This is a genomic window from Chryseobacterium sp. ERMR1:04 (assembly GCF_001297705.1).
In the GTDB taxonomy this organism is placed as follows: domain Bacteria; phylum Bacteroidota; class Bacteroidia; order Flavobacteriales; family Weeksellaceae; genus Chryseobacterium.
In genome coordinates this window covers 724,092-737,859 of record NZ_LIRF01000008.1, presented here as the reverse complement: position 1 = coordinate 737,859, position 13,768 = coordinate 724,092, and the positions used below count along the sequence as shown (strand labels likewise).

The following is a 13,768-nucleotide window of genomic DNA, read 5'->3' as shown; positions in this document are numbered from 1 at the left end:
AGATTTTTACATTTCAGTATCCATTTTCTACAACTCAGTAAGATAAAGTTGATTGGAAGCTCTTTATTGACCTAAATTTGATTCAAGAAAAACAAACAAATCTTTAAAATAACAGAATATGGAAACTTACCCAAACAAAGAAAATTTAGCGTATAAAAAAGCGACAAAAAGAGTAAAAGAACTCAAAGGATTCTATGGAAATCTTACTTCTTATTGTTTGATAATTCCTTTTTTATTGGTTCTTAATCTTTTAACTTCCCCTAATCATTTATGGTTTTATTGGCCAATGCTAGGATGGGGTGTCGGTCTTGTAGCACACGGAATCAACGTCTTTGGAATTGGAAAAGACTGGGAAGAAAAGAAGATCAAAGAATTGATGGATGAAGAAAGAAAAAGCATAAAAACATTATAATATTAGCAATAACTTTTAAAAATCACAATTATGAATTATCATCAGGCAGAACAAAGAGTAAAAGAACTAAGAAAGTTTTATAAAGGAATATTTTGGTTCGCAATCATTTCAGGATTCGTTTTTTTCGACGATATTTTTGAAAAAGGAGTATTTGATTTTTCACTTTTCGACGGATCAATTATTTTAGGGATCTGGGCTGCTATTTTGGCTGTAAAAGCGGTGAAATTATTTATTTTTGATTCAGAGTGGGAAAAAGAGGTGATGGAAAAAGAGATGAAAAAATCAAAAGATCCCATAAACTTTTAATAGCTGAAAACTTTTATTTAATTTTATTTCGAAATCAAAAACTAAAAATCAATGATTAAAACGGTCATTATCGAAGATGAAAAACCTGCAGCAAGAAAGATAGAAAGAATGTTGAGCCTATTTCCTGAATTAGAGGTTGTTGCAAACATTGAGTCGGTAGAAGATGGGGTGAAATGGTTCTCAGAAAATGAGCATCCGCAACTTATCTTTTCAGATATCGTTTTGGGAGATGGTTTATCGTTTGATATTTTTGAAAAAATTCCTACCAAAGGATTTATCATTTACACCACAGCTTTTGATCAGTACACGCTGAAGGCTTTTAAGTTAAATAGTATCGATTATCTTTTAAAACCTATTTTAGAAGAAGATCTTGCCGGAGCGATTGAAAAGTTTAAATCATTTCTTCCTTCCGGAAATCCTGTTACTTCACAGGAAATTAAGCAGTTAATCAAAAAAGATAAAACAACGCTTTCAAGAGTTTTAGTGAAGATCGGCTACAATTTGAAGATTGTTCAAACCAACGAGATCAGTTGTTTTTTTAGTGAAAATAAGATCGTTTATCTTCAGACAGAAGATCGTACTTACCCTTCAGATTTCACGTTGGATGAGCTGGAAGATGTCTTGGATGAAAAGAAATTCTTCCGTGCAAACAGACAGTTTATTATCAGTTCAGATTACATCAAAAATATTCACACTTCACCCAATTATAAAGTAGAATTGGATTTTCAACCCCAAGAGGAAATCACGGTAAGCCGTGACCGTGTGAAAGATTTTAAAGATTGGTTGGTAGGATAATTTTTAGATCATAAACCATAAAATAAAGACTCTTGCCTCTCAAACAAATAGGATCAACTAATTACCTGTAATCAATTCTGTTAGACTCGGTGTCTTCAAGTTGTTGTATAATAGAGGTTGGAATTTCTTCGCTTTCAATAGGAAAGCTGATAGAATCCGAAACAAAGATCTTTCGATCTGCTTTCTGAAAGATCTCGAACAGAGCAATAGGCTCTTGATTAAAACTAATACATGTACTTATAAAATGCAATTCATGGAGCTTATATTCTGGATTTTTCAATTTTTCCTTGATATCTTTTATCCTTGAGACGAAATGCCTTTGTCGGATAAAGGTATTGCTGTTCATGATGATAAAAACGTAATCTGAATAGGCGGTTACTTTTCCGAAATATTTATGTCGGTCTCCGCCGCTTCTTTCTATAAAATATTCCCCTGACGTTTCAGATTTGTAGATTTCTTTTGCAGAACGCCATATGCGGTCATCTTTAGCCTGCGATGGGTTCTCCGGAAGATTTCTGTTGTACGAATACCAACAGCCCACTAAACTGTCTAAAAGAGCCGTATTCTGCTTTACATTATTCATATCAATTCTCAAATCATTAAAATTAAATGCTTCTGTATTTGAATTAATAAAATCGATGTAATTTGAATATCCCAACACCTTGACAATGAGACTTAATTTTGCCAAATTAGGTTTGCTTAAAATTGCATTTTCATTTTGATGATGTTTTTTTAGTTTGTTGATTATCAGATGTTCATAAAGATAATTTGAACCTAAAATATCAGCTTCTTTTTTTGTGTTTTTTCTGAATTATCATTAATAATAAGATCATTAAGCTCGGAAACAATATATGACCATTCCGTTTTTGAGACATCTTCCCAGTGTCTTTTCTTTAAAAAATGGAGACTTAGGAAATTCATTAATTTCTCAAGATGCAAGATATCTTCTTTTTTCATAAGACTAATTTAAGATAATTGTAAAACTAAAAAAGATTTTTGTGAGACTTTTATATTTTTTAATCAATCCAAATTTGAATAGAAACTAAAAGTTATTAAAATGGAAACAAAAATGATATTACAAAATGATTTGCTTTGGAACAGGCTTCAAAACTTTTCCTTAGATACTCCAAATGTAGATTTTCCTTTCTCAAAGAAACTTGCAAAAGAAGAAAGCTGGGGCTTAGATTTTACTAAAAAAGCAATAGAAGAGTATAAAAAATTCGTTTATCTCTGCTGTATCCTTCCAAATGGTGCTTCCCCAAGTGAAACTGTAGATAAGGTTTGGCATATGCATCTTATCTATACCCAAAATTACTGGGAAGAATTTTGTCCGAATGTTTTACGACAAAAACTTCATCATCATCCTTCAAAAGGAGGTTCTGATGATACCATAAAACATAAAATTTGGTTTAGTGATACGTTAGAAAATTATCAAAAAATATTTCAGCATGAGCCACCTGAAGATATCTGGAGTGAGCGAAAAATAAAATTAAAAAGTAAAAATTCTAAACTGAACATTTTCAAAATATTTTCTGTGGCTTCTGTGTTATTGATTTTGAGTTCTTGTTCAGATAAAATAGGTAATTTCTTAACAATCATTTTTATAGTAATTCCAGCGATCTTTCTTTTTACAAGTTTTCTTTCGGGGATTTTTAATAAAAGTAATGATCCAAAAAGTAAGAATAGAAATGATAACGGAGACGGCAATTGTTTTAGTAGTAATAGTGGAAGTGATAGTTCTTCAAGTTGTAGCAGCTCATGTGGAAGTAGTTGTGGTGGAGGCTGCGGTGGTTGTGGAGGAGGAGATTAATCAGAAAAGTATGAACAATGAAAAAGATAATCATTCACACAATTCCGTTTATAATAAGCTGGATTTGGCTTATTGTAAACAAAGAGATTTATAATCCTATTTCTTTAAAAGGACCGGACTTTCTGAAATTCTATTTGATTCTTTTACTCGGGTTTTATGCTTCCATTTTCTTCTTAAAATCATGTAATGAAAAGGTTTCTAAAACTACATTTTACTTTATAATTTCGATTTTCATTTTGGGAATTGTAAAATTAATTAGAGGGATTTTTTTAGGAAAACCGGTAGGGTTTTTAATTATGATTTTAATTTTAGAAGTTATTGTTATGTTGTTTTTTAATTTATCTGAATTAAAGAGGTAGATTAAATAATATTTTTGAATTATTTCAAAAAATAAACCCGAAACATTAGTGCTTCGGGCTTCTTATAATTTGTCAGGAAATTTAACTTATTCCTTTTCTTTTGCTGTCTTATAACCGTATTCTTTACACATATAGCAGGTAATTCCTAATAGAATGATGCTTAATATCAAATGTGATCTTTCTGGATGCACGATTGCTTGGTAAAGATTGTATCCTAAAACGGCAGATACAATTCCTATTAATATTTGATTGGTTTGAGCGTACTGGTTTTTTAATGAAGTTTTCATGATTAATATTTTTAATTGTTATTTATTCAGTAAGTATCACAACTTAAAATATGTTACAGAAAAATTTGAAAACTTTCTTTTTTTACGCAATTACTCCGCTTCCAATAAGTTCATCATCAAGATACCAAGAAGCAAATTGTCCTTCCGCAATTGCAGATTGAGGTTCTTCGAATTCCATATAAAAAACGTTTTCAAACTGGAAAATGGTTGCTTTCTGCAAAGCTTGCCTGTAACGGAATCTCGCCAATACTTGCATAGACTCTCCATTTTTTAATCTTAGATCTTCACGAACCCAATGCAATTCGGCATTATCAACTTTCAAGGCTTTTTTATGCAATCCCGGAAAGCTGTGGCTCTCTCCCACAAAAATGATGTTGTTTTCCATATCTCTGGATACAATAAAACAGCTTTCTTTGTGTCCGCCAATTCCTAGGCCTTTACTTTGACCGATCGTGAAAAATTGAGCACCCTGATGCTTTCCAATTACTTTACCGTGGGCTTTTTTATAATTGATTTTTTTGCTTAAAAATTCTAATTCTTCTTCTTTTGAAGAGAAATTCGGCGTTTCCTGAGAAAACAAAGGTGAATCTTTGAAAATCTCTACGATTTCGCCTTCTTTAGGAACCAATTGCTGTTGTAAAAACTGAGGAAGACTTACTTTTCCGATAAAACACAATCCCTGAGAATCTTTTTTATCAGCCGTAACCAATCCGATTTCTTTAGCGATTTCTCTTACTTCTGGTTTTGTTAATTCCCCAATAGGAAATAACGCTTTAGACAATTGATCCTGACTCAATTGACATAGAAAATACGATTGATCTTTATTGTTGTCTTTTCCTGCTAACAAATGAAAAATTTCTTTTCCGTTTTCGTCAATAGTAGAATCTACTCTTGCATAATGTCCTGTAGCCACTTTATCAGCACCTAAAGACATTGCTGTTTTCATAAAAACATCAAATTTTACTTCTCTGTTACACAAAACATCAGGATTCGGAGTTCTTCCTTTCTGATATTCATCAAACATATAATCAACGATTCTTTCCTTGTAAAGATCGCTCATATCAATCACCTGAAACGGAATTCCTAATTTCTGGGCAACCATCAACGCATCATTGCTGTCCTCTATCCAAGGACATTCATCTTCTAATGTAACGGAAGCATCATTCCAATTTCTCATAAACAAAGCCACCACTTCATGACCTTGTTGCTGCAGCAAATATGCTGTAACACTGGAGTCTACACCTCCAGATAATCCTACTACTATTTTCATTGTATTTCAATTTTACGAAACTCTTAACGGGAGTTCTTAGTTTGATGCGGCAAAAATACAATTAAAAAAATTCGTAAAAAAACCATAATTTTAAACATTGATAAAAACGATATTAATATGAAAAAAATTACTATTGCATTGATGCTGATACTTTCAGGGTCAGTGTTTTCCCAAGTTTCAGTAGGTGCACCCATACAACAAAATAATAAATGGACTTTTGGAGGCGGAATTGGTTTAGGCTTCGGAAGCAACAGTGCTTTTTACCTCCAGGCTTCCCCAAGAGTGGGATATAGACTAACCGATGATTTAGAAGCTGGAGTTATAGGAAGTGTCTCATGGCAGACCTCTAAATACTATAGTTCAACCATGTTTGGAGCCGGTCCTTTTGCGAACTATTATTTTGCCAGATCTTTTTACGTAGGAGCCAATCTTCAACATTATTTCATTGATTATAAAGACAAGTTCTATGATTACAAAGATCACAGAGAAGAAACCGCTTTATATCTTGGTGGGGGCTATATGCAACGCATCGGAGGAAGTTCTTTTATGCAAATTGGCGTAATGTATAACGTGCTTTGGAAAGAGAATTCGAGTGTGTTTTCTAGTGGACTAGTGCCGAATATTGGTTTTGTGGTGGGATTGTAATGATTCTTTTGCGTGTAATTGTTTTCAGGACTAGAGAATTGAAATACTAATAAAAGCACTCGAAAGTTTTTACCTTCGAGTGTTTTTATTAGTATTTATTTTTTAATCATTAGCTTAAAACTCTTTATTAATGTTTGGTTTATTTTTTTAATGGATAATTGATAAGTTCCATTGATAAGTTTATCTTCCAAATTAAAATGTTCTTCTTCGTTTTTTTGAATATTTTTAGAATAAATTAGCCTTCCTGACATATCATTAATATTGATAATATGAGGCTCTTTATTTAATACAGAGCCTTTCAAACTGAAATTTCCATTATTTGGATTGTTGTAAAGAATGAGATCTTCCAAAGAGTTGATTTCGGATGTAGACAAATACTTAGGACTGAATTTAGCAATAAATGAAGATATCCCTACTGTAATCCCAGCCGGATAAATAATGTTGGGCTGATATCCATTTGCTGAACTGAAGCCATTGTTGCCAGGTGTGTGACCGTACAGATAAAAACCATCAGAATATTTTGAAAAGCTACAGTATATATCCATTGCCTCTGTGGCATTACCTAAAGAACCTCCATAATAAGAGATAAAATCGGGGGACCCGGTGTTGGTATCTAATATACCGAAAAAGATATCCTCAGTGCTAGGATTTGGTTTAGTATTGATATAAGCGCCAGGGGTTGATATGTTCTGATTTCCCGTGCTTAAACCGGTAAAAAGTAATTTACCATTCTTTACATCAAGGCCTCTGTCTCCACTAAAACTATCATAATTATCAGACCCTATATAAGTACTCCATATTCTGTTTCCTAGGTTATTGAATTTAGTAACAAACATGTCGAAACCATCAGTGGTATTAGCTTTATAGGCCCCCTCTGTTGCGTAGTAGTTACTCGGAACTCCAAAAGTCATTCCTACAATATAAACACCTGTTTCGTCTGCTTTTATATCAGAAATACCTGCATAATAGTTTCCTATTGACCCATAATATGTTCCCCAAATTCGTTGTCCCGTAGTTCCATCAATTTTAGAAATGAACTGCCCAGATTTTGCAATCTGAAAGGTATTGGATGTTGATAATTCTGCTCCTGCAGGCTTTAGATCATCTTGCCCAAAAATATAAAGGTTGTTTCCATAAACCGTCATCCCATTCACTGACTTAGCAGGAGTATAGGTTGCCCATATTTTTTGACCTTGTGGACTTAATTTCACAATATAACTATTTGCTAAAAGGTGTCCTCCTGCATCATAAACCATGCTGAAATTCGGTTGAAAGGTTCCTGGATCGGATAAATTCTGCCATTTAGTAAGTCCTATAATATAAATATTTCCGTTGTTGTCAGTTTCAATAGAATTATAGCTCCCATTTCCTGGTAGATAAGTTTTCCACAAAAGATTGTTATTGGGATCATATTTAGAAAGGATTATATCATCTGGTTCATTATGGCTAGATAGCCAAACCCCGGAAGGAAGAGTTGGATAGCTCATAAGATTACTTTCAAATTCATACATATTGCCAGTATCATCTCTAAAATAGGGTGCTTTTTTTGATGGGCCAGAAGTTATATAAGGTGTGTATTCTGCTTGTAAAAGATTTCCGAGAGATGAAAGTTTTCCAGAAAAATTGTTAGGAGTCTGAAAATTTCCCGTAAAGGGATGACCTCCGAGAGTAACAAATTGATTGTAATATGAAGTAGGTGGATTTCCTATATTAGGATTGGGCAAAGAAGTGATTGCGTCTGCAAAAATGGTGGAAGAATTATCTTCATGAATTCTGTAAAGAACTGTATTTGTTGCCCCAAAATAGGTACCCCAATCTCTTTGGTAATTAAAAGTATTTTGAGAAAATAGACATGAGGAAAACAAAACAAAAAATAGATTTTTAGCTTTCATAATTAGATTTAATATGTTGATGATTATTGTGGTTCATACAAAAATATACAAACAATTGTGAATTATCTTAATTAATTGCTCTAAAAATTGATATAAAATAAAAAGCACCGGAAAATCCCGATGCTTTATATTTAAAAAATTAAATTATTTATTAAGAAGATTTCTCAACCGTCTTTTTTGTTTTCTGAGCTTTTCCGGCTAGGCCGTCTTTCGCTTCATTTACATCTAAAATAATAGTCTCTCCTTCGTTTAATTGTTTGTTTACCAGCATTTCAGCTAATAAATCTTCAATGTATTTCTGGATCGCTCTTTTTAGAGGTCTTGCTCCGAAGTCTTTGTCCCAACCTTTTTCAGAAATAAAGTCTTTCGCTTCTTCAGTTAAGTCAACTTTATATCCTAATTTATCAAGTCTGGTGTAAAGCTTGTTCAATTCAAGATCAATGATTTTCTTGATATCTTCTTTCTCAAGAGAGTTGAAGATCACAATGTCATCAATTCTGTTTAAGAACTCAGGAGCAAATGCTTTTTTAAGGGCATTTTCAATGGTTCCTCTTGCTCTTGTATCAGAACCTGTTTTCTTAGCAGAAGTTCCGAATCCAACACCATCACCGAAGTCCTTAATATCTCTGGTTCCGATGTTTGAAGTAAGGATAATGATTGTATTTCTAAAATCAATTTTTCTACCTAAACTGTCGGTAACGTGACCTTCATCTAAGATCTGTAACAAGATATTGAATACATCTGGGTGAGCTTTTTCAATCTCATCCAAAAGAACCACTGCATAAGGTTTTCTTCTTACGGCTTCAGTTAATTGTCCACCTTCCTCGTATCCAACGTATCCCGGAGGCGCACCAACCAATCTTGAAACCGCGAATTTCTCCATATATTCACTCATGTCGATTCTGATCAAAGATTCATCAGATTCGAAAAGCTCTCTTGCCATTACTTTTGCAAGCTCAGTTTTACCCACTCCGGTTGTTCCAAGGAAAATAAAGGTACCGATAGGACGGTTTGGATCTTTAAGACCCGCTCTGTTTCTTTGGATAGCTTTTACAACTTTCTTCACAGCTTCTTCCTGACCGATCACTTTTCCGTTCAGTTTTTCGTCCATCTGAGCTAATTTATCAAGCTCATTTTTACCAACTTTCGTTACAGGAACACCGCTCATCATAGAAACCACTTCCGCTACATTTTCATCGGTTACCGTTTCTTTTTTCTCTTTTACATCTTTATCCCACTTATCCTGAGCAGCATTAAGTTCCATTTGAAGACGTTCTTCTTCATCTTTTAGCTTCCTGGCCTCAAGATAATCCTGAGCTTTTACAGCTTTCTGCTTCAATTCTTTGATTTCTTCAATTTTCTGTTCAAAATCAATGATCTCGGTAGGAACTTTCATGTTTTTAATATAAACACGGGATCCGGCTTCGTCCATTGCATCAATTGCTTTATCTGGTAAGAAACGGTCTGTAATATATCTAGCTGTCAAGTTGACACAAGCCAGAATTGCTTCCGGAGTATATACTACATTATGATGTTCTTCGTATTTGTCTTTAATCTGATTCAAGATCTGAATGGTTTCTTCAATATTCGTAGGTTCCACCATTACTTTCTGGAATCTTCTCTCCAAAGCACCGTCTTTTTCAATATACTGACGATACTCATCAAGAGTGGTAGCACCAATACATTGAATTTCACCTCTTGCTAAGGCTGGTTTAAACATATTGGAGGCATCTAAACTTCCTGTTGAGCTACCAGCACCCACAATCGTATGAAGTTCGTCAATGAATAAGATTACATCACGGTTTTTTTCTAATTCCGTCATGATGGCCTTCATTCTTTCTTCAAACTGTCCACGGTATTTTGTTCCTGCAACTAAACTTGCAAGATCTAACGTGATGACTCTTTTACCATAAAGAACTCTGGAAACTTTCTTCTGTTGAATTCTTAAAGCTAATCCTTCAGCGATGGCAGATTTACCAACACCTGGTTCACCAATAAGCAACGGATTGTTTTTCTTTCTTCTTGATAAGATCTGAGAAACTCTTTCGATTTCTTTCTCACGACCAATTACTGGATCTAATTTTCCATCTCTTGCCAATGAAGTAAGGTCTCTACCAAAGTTGTCCAATGTTGGCGTTTTACTTTTTGCAGACCCTAAGTTTCCTGTAGGCTTTCTCATTTGCTCAAAATCTTCTCTTTCTTCATCATCATCATACGCACTCATTTGTGGTGCTTGCCCGGAGTTTTTAAGCATCGTTTGATATTCTTTTGAAACTCCTTCATAGTCGATATCATAAGCTCCTAATATACTAGAGGTAGGGTCTTCATATTTATATAGAATGCCTAAAAGCAAATGAACGGTATTAATTTCATTACTTTTGTATTGTCTGCATTCTAACTCAGCACGTTTGATGGAATGATCTGCCATCTTGGTGAAAGAAATATTGGTAACCTCCTCAGAAATAGGATTAAGACTTACTGTATTTAGAGTTTCAATTTTTCTTCTGATTTGTGTTAGATCCGCATTAAGGTTTTGAAGGATTTCTTTTGCAGAGTTTTCCGTTTTTATAATACCTAAAAGTAGATGTTCTGTATTGAGAAATTCACTTTTCAGCCTTTTAGCTTCGCTTTTGCTTTGTTTGAACACCTGGCTCAAACCTTGTGAAAACTTATAATCCATAATATATCTCATTAGAATAAAAGCAACATTGCCATTTATTCATTATCTAAATTACAAATATTTTACCAAAAATCAAATAATGACTTTATGGCAGAAAAAAACTTTATTATCTTATTGAAAATGACTAAGTTTGTTATCTCATAAATTTTTCTCATGAATCCCGAAATTTCTACTTACGTCGGATATTCTGCCTCACTTTTCGTTGTGTTGAGCTTTATATTAAAAGATGTAAGAAAAATCAGAATTGTAAATATGATTGGCTGTATATGTTTTGTCATTTACGGCATCTTCAGCGGAATGCTGTGGCCGGTGATCATACCAAACGGGCTGGTTTGCCTTATACAAATCTACCATTTGTCGGCAGGAAATAAGGGGAAATGAGGAAAAAGATAATTACATCTGCTTTTAGCAACTTATATACAGATCAACGTATTGAAAAGGTTTGCAGAACCTTACATGAAAACGGCTATGAGATTGAATTAATAGGTAATAATTGGGGTGGAGCAGAGGATATGCAGAGACCTTATTCTTTCTCAAGAATAGAACTCATTTCTAAAAGTTTAAAAACGGCTTATTTTGAATTTAATTGGGAGTTATACCGTGAATTAAAGAAGAAAGCTGATCAAAATACCATTCTCCATGCCAATGATTTGGATGCTTTGCTGCCGAATTATCTTATTGCTAAAAAATTAAATATTCCTTTAGTTTTTGACAGTCATGAAATTTTTTCCGAAATGCCGGCAATTCAAGGCAAAATGTCACAAAAAATGTGGAGATATCTTGAGCGAAGGATCGTTCCGCAAATAAAATTCATGATCACCGCGAGTGGAAGTTATGGAAAATGGTTTCAAAAAAAATATGGAGTTGATCCAATTATCATTCAAAACGCACCTCGAAAAATAGACTTTGATCTTGAAATTCCTGAAAATAATCCAAAAGTAGTTTTGTATCAAGGAGCAATTAATCCTTTCAGAGGAATTGATAAAGTAATTTTGGCAATGCATCTCCTTGATAATGTAATTTTGAAAATCGCTGGAGATGGACCTCGTAAGAAAGAATATGAAGACTTGGTTATTCGTGAAAATCTTCAAAATAAAGTTCAGTTTCTAGGAAAATTAAGACCAGAAGATTTAAGAGAGATCACGGTAAAGGTGGATTGCGGAATGAGCATAGAAGAGAATGGGGGAGAGAGCTATTTTTATTCTTTACCGAATAAAGTTCTAGACTGTATCCAGGCAAGGGTTCCTTTAATGCTATCAAATCTCCCAGAAATGCAGAATATTAAAAATCAATTTGATGTTGGAGAAATTATCAAAGATCATCAACCTTCAACTATTGCCAACTCAATACAATTAATTTTAAATAAAGGAAGAAAAAATTACCTACCCGAACTTGAAAAAGCGGCCAATGCGCTTTGTTGGGAAAATGAAGAGGTGAAATTATTGCAGGTTTTCGAAAAAGCATCTCATTAATTATTCCTTTCCATATTTATTTCTGAGAAGTTTGTCGTGCAAAAAGCGTCTAAATTCGAATCTTTCCAGACTATTTTCTAATTCGATGTTTAGATCCTTAATAGGATGACAAATATTGTGTTTTTCCAAATGCTTAAAAATAATGACTGCAACCTAGCCCCGATTGTCGCGACATCCTTTTTTGCAGAGGGAAAAGTGTTGGCAAAAAGATATAGCAGAAAGCGGGAATAGCTTCAAATAAATTTTAAAAAAACTCTCGTGTTTTTAGCACAAAAAATAAAATCCTTTAAGACTCATTATAAATTGTTTTTCATACTCAATCTGTATTAAATTATCTTTTTAAAATTGGTTATCTTTGCAGAAAGAAAGTAAGAATGACCATTAAAGAAAAACAGAAGGAACTTATCGACGAGTTTGCGTTTCTTGAAGACTGGGAGCAAAAATATGAGTATATCATAGATCTTGGAAAGGAATTAAAAGGACTTTCAGAAGACAAGAAAGGTGATGAAAACCTAATTAAAGGTTGCCAGAGTAAAGTTTGGATCGATGCCGAATTCAAAGATGGAAAACTATTTTTCGATGCAGATTCTGACGGTATTTTACCAAAAGGAATCGTTTCGCTGTTGGTAAGCATTTACAGCGGCCATTCTACACAGGAAATTTTAGATTCTGATTTTGAATTTATTTCTGAAATCGGATTACAGGAATTTCTTTCCCCTTCCAGAGCCAATGGATTAATGGCGATGACAAAGCAAATTAAATTTTATGCAGTTGCTTATCAACTGAAGTCGTAGTTGTGACTAGAATTTTAGCATATCGTTTTTCCGCGTTTGGTGATGTCGCTATGACAGCACCTGTTTTTCGAGAGTTCTTAGAACAGAATCCCGATGTAGAAATCATCATGGTTTCAAGGAAAAGTTTTGAAAGTTTATTTGCTGATATTCCGAATGTTATCTTTAAGGGAATCAACTTAGATGACTATAAAGGTTTTTTTGGATTACAAAGACTGGCCAATGAATTAATAAAAGAATATAATCCCGATATGATCGCCAATCTGCATGATGTGATCAGAACAAAAATTTTAGATAAAATCTATGGAAGAAAGGGGCTTAAAGTATTCAAAATAAACAAAGGAAAAGAAGAAAAAGAAAGGTTAACTGATATCTGGAACCTGAATAAAATTCAATTGAGAAAAACAGTCGAGCGCTATGCAGATGTTTTCAGGGAAATGGGTTTTAAAGTTGAACTTTCTCATCAGTTAAGACCTATTACGGAAAGGAAATCGGGGATAGGTTTTGCCCCGTTTGCCCAACATAAAGGGAAAATGCTTCCTTTGGAGAAATCTTATGAATTGGTAAGGATTTTAGCGCAGAAACATACCATCTACTTCTTCGGAGGTGGAAAAAATGAGACTGAAACATTGGAAAAATGGGAAAGCCAAATTTCAAATACAAAAAGTCTAGCCGGAAAATTAACCCTTACGGAAGAACTCAATAAAATTGCTGAATTAGAGCTGATGATCTCTATGGATTCTGCCAATATGCACTTAGCAAGTTTAATGGGAACACGATGTGTTTCTATTTGGGGTTCTACGCATCCATATGCGGGCTTTTTAGGCTTTGGACAGAGTGAAGATGATGTTGTTCAGGTAAGTGATCTTACGTGCAGGCCTTGCTCTGTTTTTGGAGATAAGGAATGTTTTAGAGGAGATTGGGCCTGTTTAGAAGAACTTAATATTCAAAAAATTATTGATAAGGTTTAATAGAAATTAAAATATAGTATAATCAAGGAATCTCTAAATAAGGAGATTCTTTTTTTTTTTTTGCGTAGTCCCCGTTTT

At 33.7% G+C, this 13,768-nt stretch carries 15 protein-coding genes; 9 read left to right on the top strand and 6 right to left on the bottom strand.

The genetic code is table 11. From position 1 onward, the window contains the following. Positions 1 to 118 precede the first annotated feature (118 nt). From AMQ68_RS20600 to AMQ68_RS20590, 3 genes are read left to right on the top strand one after another with little or no spacing between them, the layout of a single operon-like run. The gene (locus AMQ68_RS20600; protein WP_054512464.1) at positions 119 to 412 is read left to right on the top strand and encodes a 2TM domain-containing protein; all 294 of its coding nucleotides are present in this window, start codon (positions 119 to 121) and stop codon (positions 410 to 412) included. 30 nt (positions 413 to 442) lie between these two features. Continuing rightward, a complete protein-coding gene (locus tag AMQ68_RS20595) occupies positions 443 to 718 on the top strand; it encodes a 2TM domain-containing protein (protein ID WP_054512463.1) in 276 nt (91 codons plus the stop codon). 51 nt (positions 719 to 769) lie between these two features. After that, a complete protein-coding gene (locus AMQ68_RS20590) occupies positions 770 to 1,513 on the top strand; it encodes a LytTR family DNA-binding domain-containing protein (protein ID WP_082384196.1) in 744 nt (247 codons plus the stop codon). 61 nt (positions 1,514 to 1,574) lie between these two features. On the opposite strand, the gene AMQ68_RS20585 is transcribed toward AMQ68_RS20590, so the two are convergent. After that, positions 1,575 to 2,201, bottom strand: a complete 627-nt coding sequence (locus tag AMQ68_RS20585; RefSeq protein WP_241775192.1) for a hypothetical protein — start codon at positions 2,199 to 2,201, stop codon at positions 1,575 to 1,577. A gap of 86 nt (positions 2,202 to 2,287) precedes the next feature. Continuing rightward, positions 2,288 to 2,470, bottom strand: coding sequence for a hypothetical protein (locus AMQ68_RS25740; RefSeq protein ID WP_241775191.1), 183 nt, complete (start codon positions 2,468 to 2,470; stop codon positions 2,288 to 2,290). Positions 2,471 to 2,570: 100 nt separating this feature from the next. On the opposite strand from AMQ68_RS25740, the gene AMQ68_RS20580 reads away from it, so the two are divergent. Then, positions 2,571 to 3,323 (top strand): hypothetical protein, encoded by a 753-nt coding sequence (locus tag AMQ68_RS20580; RefSeq protein WP_054512462.1) that lies wholly within the window; start codon positions 2,571 to 2,573, stop codon positions 3,321 to 3,323. A 445-nt stretch (positions 3,324 to 3,768) separates the two neighbouring features. Here AMQ68_RS20580 and AMQ68_RS20570 read toward each other — a convergent pair whose 3' ends face one another. Both AMQ68_RS20570 and mnmA read right to left on the bottom strand, forming a co-directional pair. Further along, positions 3,769 to 3,969 (bottom strand): hypothetical protein, encoded by a 201-nt coding sequence (locus AMQ68_RS20570; RefSeq protein ID WP_054512460.1) that lies wholly within the window; start codon positions 3,967 to 3,969, stop codon positions 3,769 to 3,771. Between the two features lie 82 nt (positions 3,970 to 4,051). Further along, positions 4,052 to 5,239, bottom strand: coding sequence for a tRNA 2-thiouridine(34) synthase MnmA (gene mnmA / locus AMQ68_RS20565; RefSeq protein WP_054512459.1), 1,188 nt, complete (start codon positions 5,237 to 5,239; stop codon positions 4,052 to 4,054). Between the two features lie 117 nt (positions 5,240 to 5,356). Between mnmA and AMQ68_RS20560 the strand changes: the two genes are divergently transcribed. Continuing rightward, positions 5,357 to 5,884 carry a hypothetical protein gene (locus AMQ68_RS20560; protein WP_054512458.1) on the top strand — a complete coding sequence of 176 codons (528 nt, stop codon included), beginning with the start codon at positions 5,357 to 5,359 and terminating at the stop codon, positions 5,882 to 5,884. A 95-nt stretch (positions 5,885 to 5,979) separates the two neighbouring features. On the opposite strand, the gene AMQ68_RS20555 is transcribed toward AMQ68_RS20560, so the two are convergent. Next, on the bottom strand, positions 5,980 to 7,776 hold the full coding sequence (locus AMQ68_RS20555; protein WP_054512457.1) for a T9SS type A sorting domain-containing protein: 1,797 nt from the start codon (positions 7,774 to 7,776) through the stop codon (positions 5,980 to 5,982). A 151-nt stretch (positions 7,777 to 7,927) separates the two neighbouring features. Then, on the bottom strand, positions 7,928 to 10,456 hold the full coding sequence (locus AMQ68_RS20550; RefSeq protein WP_054512456.1) for an ATP-dependent Clp protease ATP-binding subunit: 2,529 nt from the start codon (positions 10,454 to 10,456) through the stop codon (positions 7,928 to 7,930). 153 nt (positions 10,457 to 10,609) lie between these two features. Between AMQ68_RS20550 and AMQ68_RS25000 the strand changes: the two genes are divergently transcribed. The 4 genes from AMQ68_RS25000 (at position 10,610) to AMQ68_RS20535 (ending at position 13,690) form a co-directional block, all read left to right on the top strand. Beyond that, a complete protein-coding gene (locus AMQ68_RS25000; RefSeq protein ID WP_073295191.1) occupies positions 10,610 to 10,837 on the top strand; it encodes a uroporphyrinogen decarboxylase in 228 nt (75 codons plus the stop codon). Then, complete coding sequence (locus AMQ68_RS20545; protein ID WP_054512455.1) at positions 10,834 to 11,928, top strand: glycosyltransferase; 1,095 nt, start codon at positions 10,834 to 10,836, stop codon at positions 11,926 to 11,928. Before AMQ68_RS25000 ends, AMQ68_RS20545 begins: the two co-directional genes overlap by 4 nt. Before the next feature lie 374 nt (positions 11,929 to 12,302). Further along, positions 12,303 to 12,722, top strand: coding sequence for a SufE family protein (locus tag AMQ68_RS20540; protein ID WP_054512454.1), 420 nt, complete (start codon positions 12,303 to 12,305; stop codon positions 12,720 to 12,722). Between the two features lie 2 nt (positions 12,723 to 12,724). After that, positions 12,725 to 13,690, top strand: a complete 966-nt coding sequence (locus AMQ68_RS20535) for a glycosyltransferase family 9 protein (protein ID WP_241775190.1) — start codon at positions 12,725 to 12,727, stop codon at positions 13,688 to 13,690. The last annotated feature ends 78 nt before the right edge of the window (positions 13,691 to 13,768 follow it).

What these genes read in the sequence shown, in the direction of transcription:
- mnmA (WP_054512459.1), bottom strand. Translation starts at nt 5,239, where the DNA reads ATGAAAATAGTAGTAGGATTATCTGGAGGTGTAGACTCCAGTGTTACA.
- AMQ68_RS20540 (WP_054512454.1), top strand. Translation starts at nt 12,303, where the DNA reads ATGACCATTAAAGAAAAACAGAAGGAACTTATCGACGAGTTTGCGTTT.
- AMQ68_RS20550 (WP_054512456.1), bottom strand. Translation starts at nt 10,456, where the DNA reads ATGGATTATAAGTTTTCACAAGGTTTGAGCCAGGTGTTCAAACAAAGC.
- AMQ68_RS20595 (WP_054512463.1), top strand. Translation starts at nt 443, where the DNA reads ATGAATTATCATCAGGCAGAACAAAGAGTAAAAGAACTAAGAAAGTTT.
- AMQ68_RS25740 (WP_241775191.1), bottom strand. Translation starts at nt 2,470, where the DNA reads ATGAAAAAAGAAGATATCTTGCATCTTGAGAAATTAATGAATTTCCTA.
- AMQ68_RS20555 (WP_054512457.1), bottom strand. Translation starts at nt 7,776, where the DNA reads ATGAAAGCTAAAAATCTATTTTTTGTTTTGTTTTCCTCATGTCTATTT.
- AMQ68_RS25000 (WP_073295191.1), top strand. Translation starts at nt 10,610, where the DNA reads ATGAATCCCGAAATTTCTACTTACGTCGGATATTCTGCCTCACTTTTC.
- AMQ68_RS20560 (WP_054512458.1), top strand. Translation starts at nt 5,357, where the DNA reads ATGAAAAAAATTACTATTGCATTGATGCTGATACTTTCAGGGTCAGTG.
- AMQ68_RS20570 (WP_054512460.1), bottom strand. Translation starts at nt 3,969, where the DNA reads ATGAAAACTTCATTAAAAAACCAGTACGCTCAAACCAATCAAATATTA.
- AMQ68_RS20590 (WP_082384196.1), top strand. Translation starts at nt 770, where the DNA reads ATGATTAAAACGGTCATTATCGAAGATGAAAAACCTGCAGCAAGAAAG.
- AMQ68_RS20545 (WP_054512455.1), top strand. Translation starts at nt 10,834, where the DNA reads ATGAGGAAAAAGATAATTACATCTGCTTTTAGCAACTTATATACAGAT.
- AMQ68_RS20580 (WP_054512462.1), top strand. Translation starts at nt 2,571, where the DNA reads ATGGAAACAAAAATGATATTACAAAATGATTTGCTTTGGAACAGGCTT.
- AMQ68_RS20600 (WP_054512464.1), top strand. Translation starts at nt 119, where the DNA reads ATGGAAACTTACCCAAACAAAGAAAATTTAGCGTATAAAAAAGCGACA.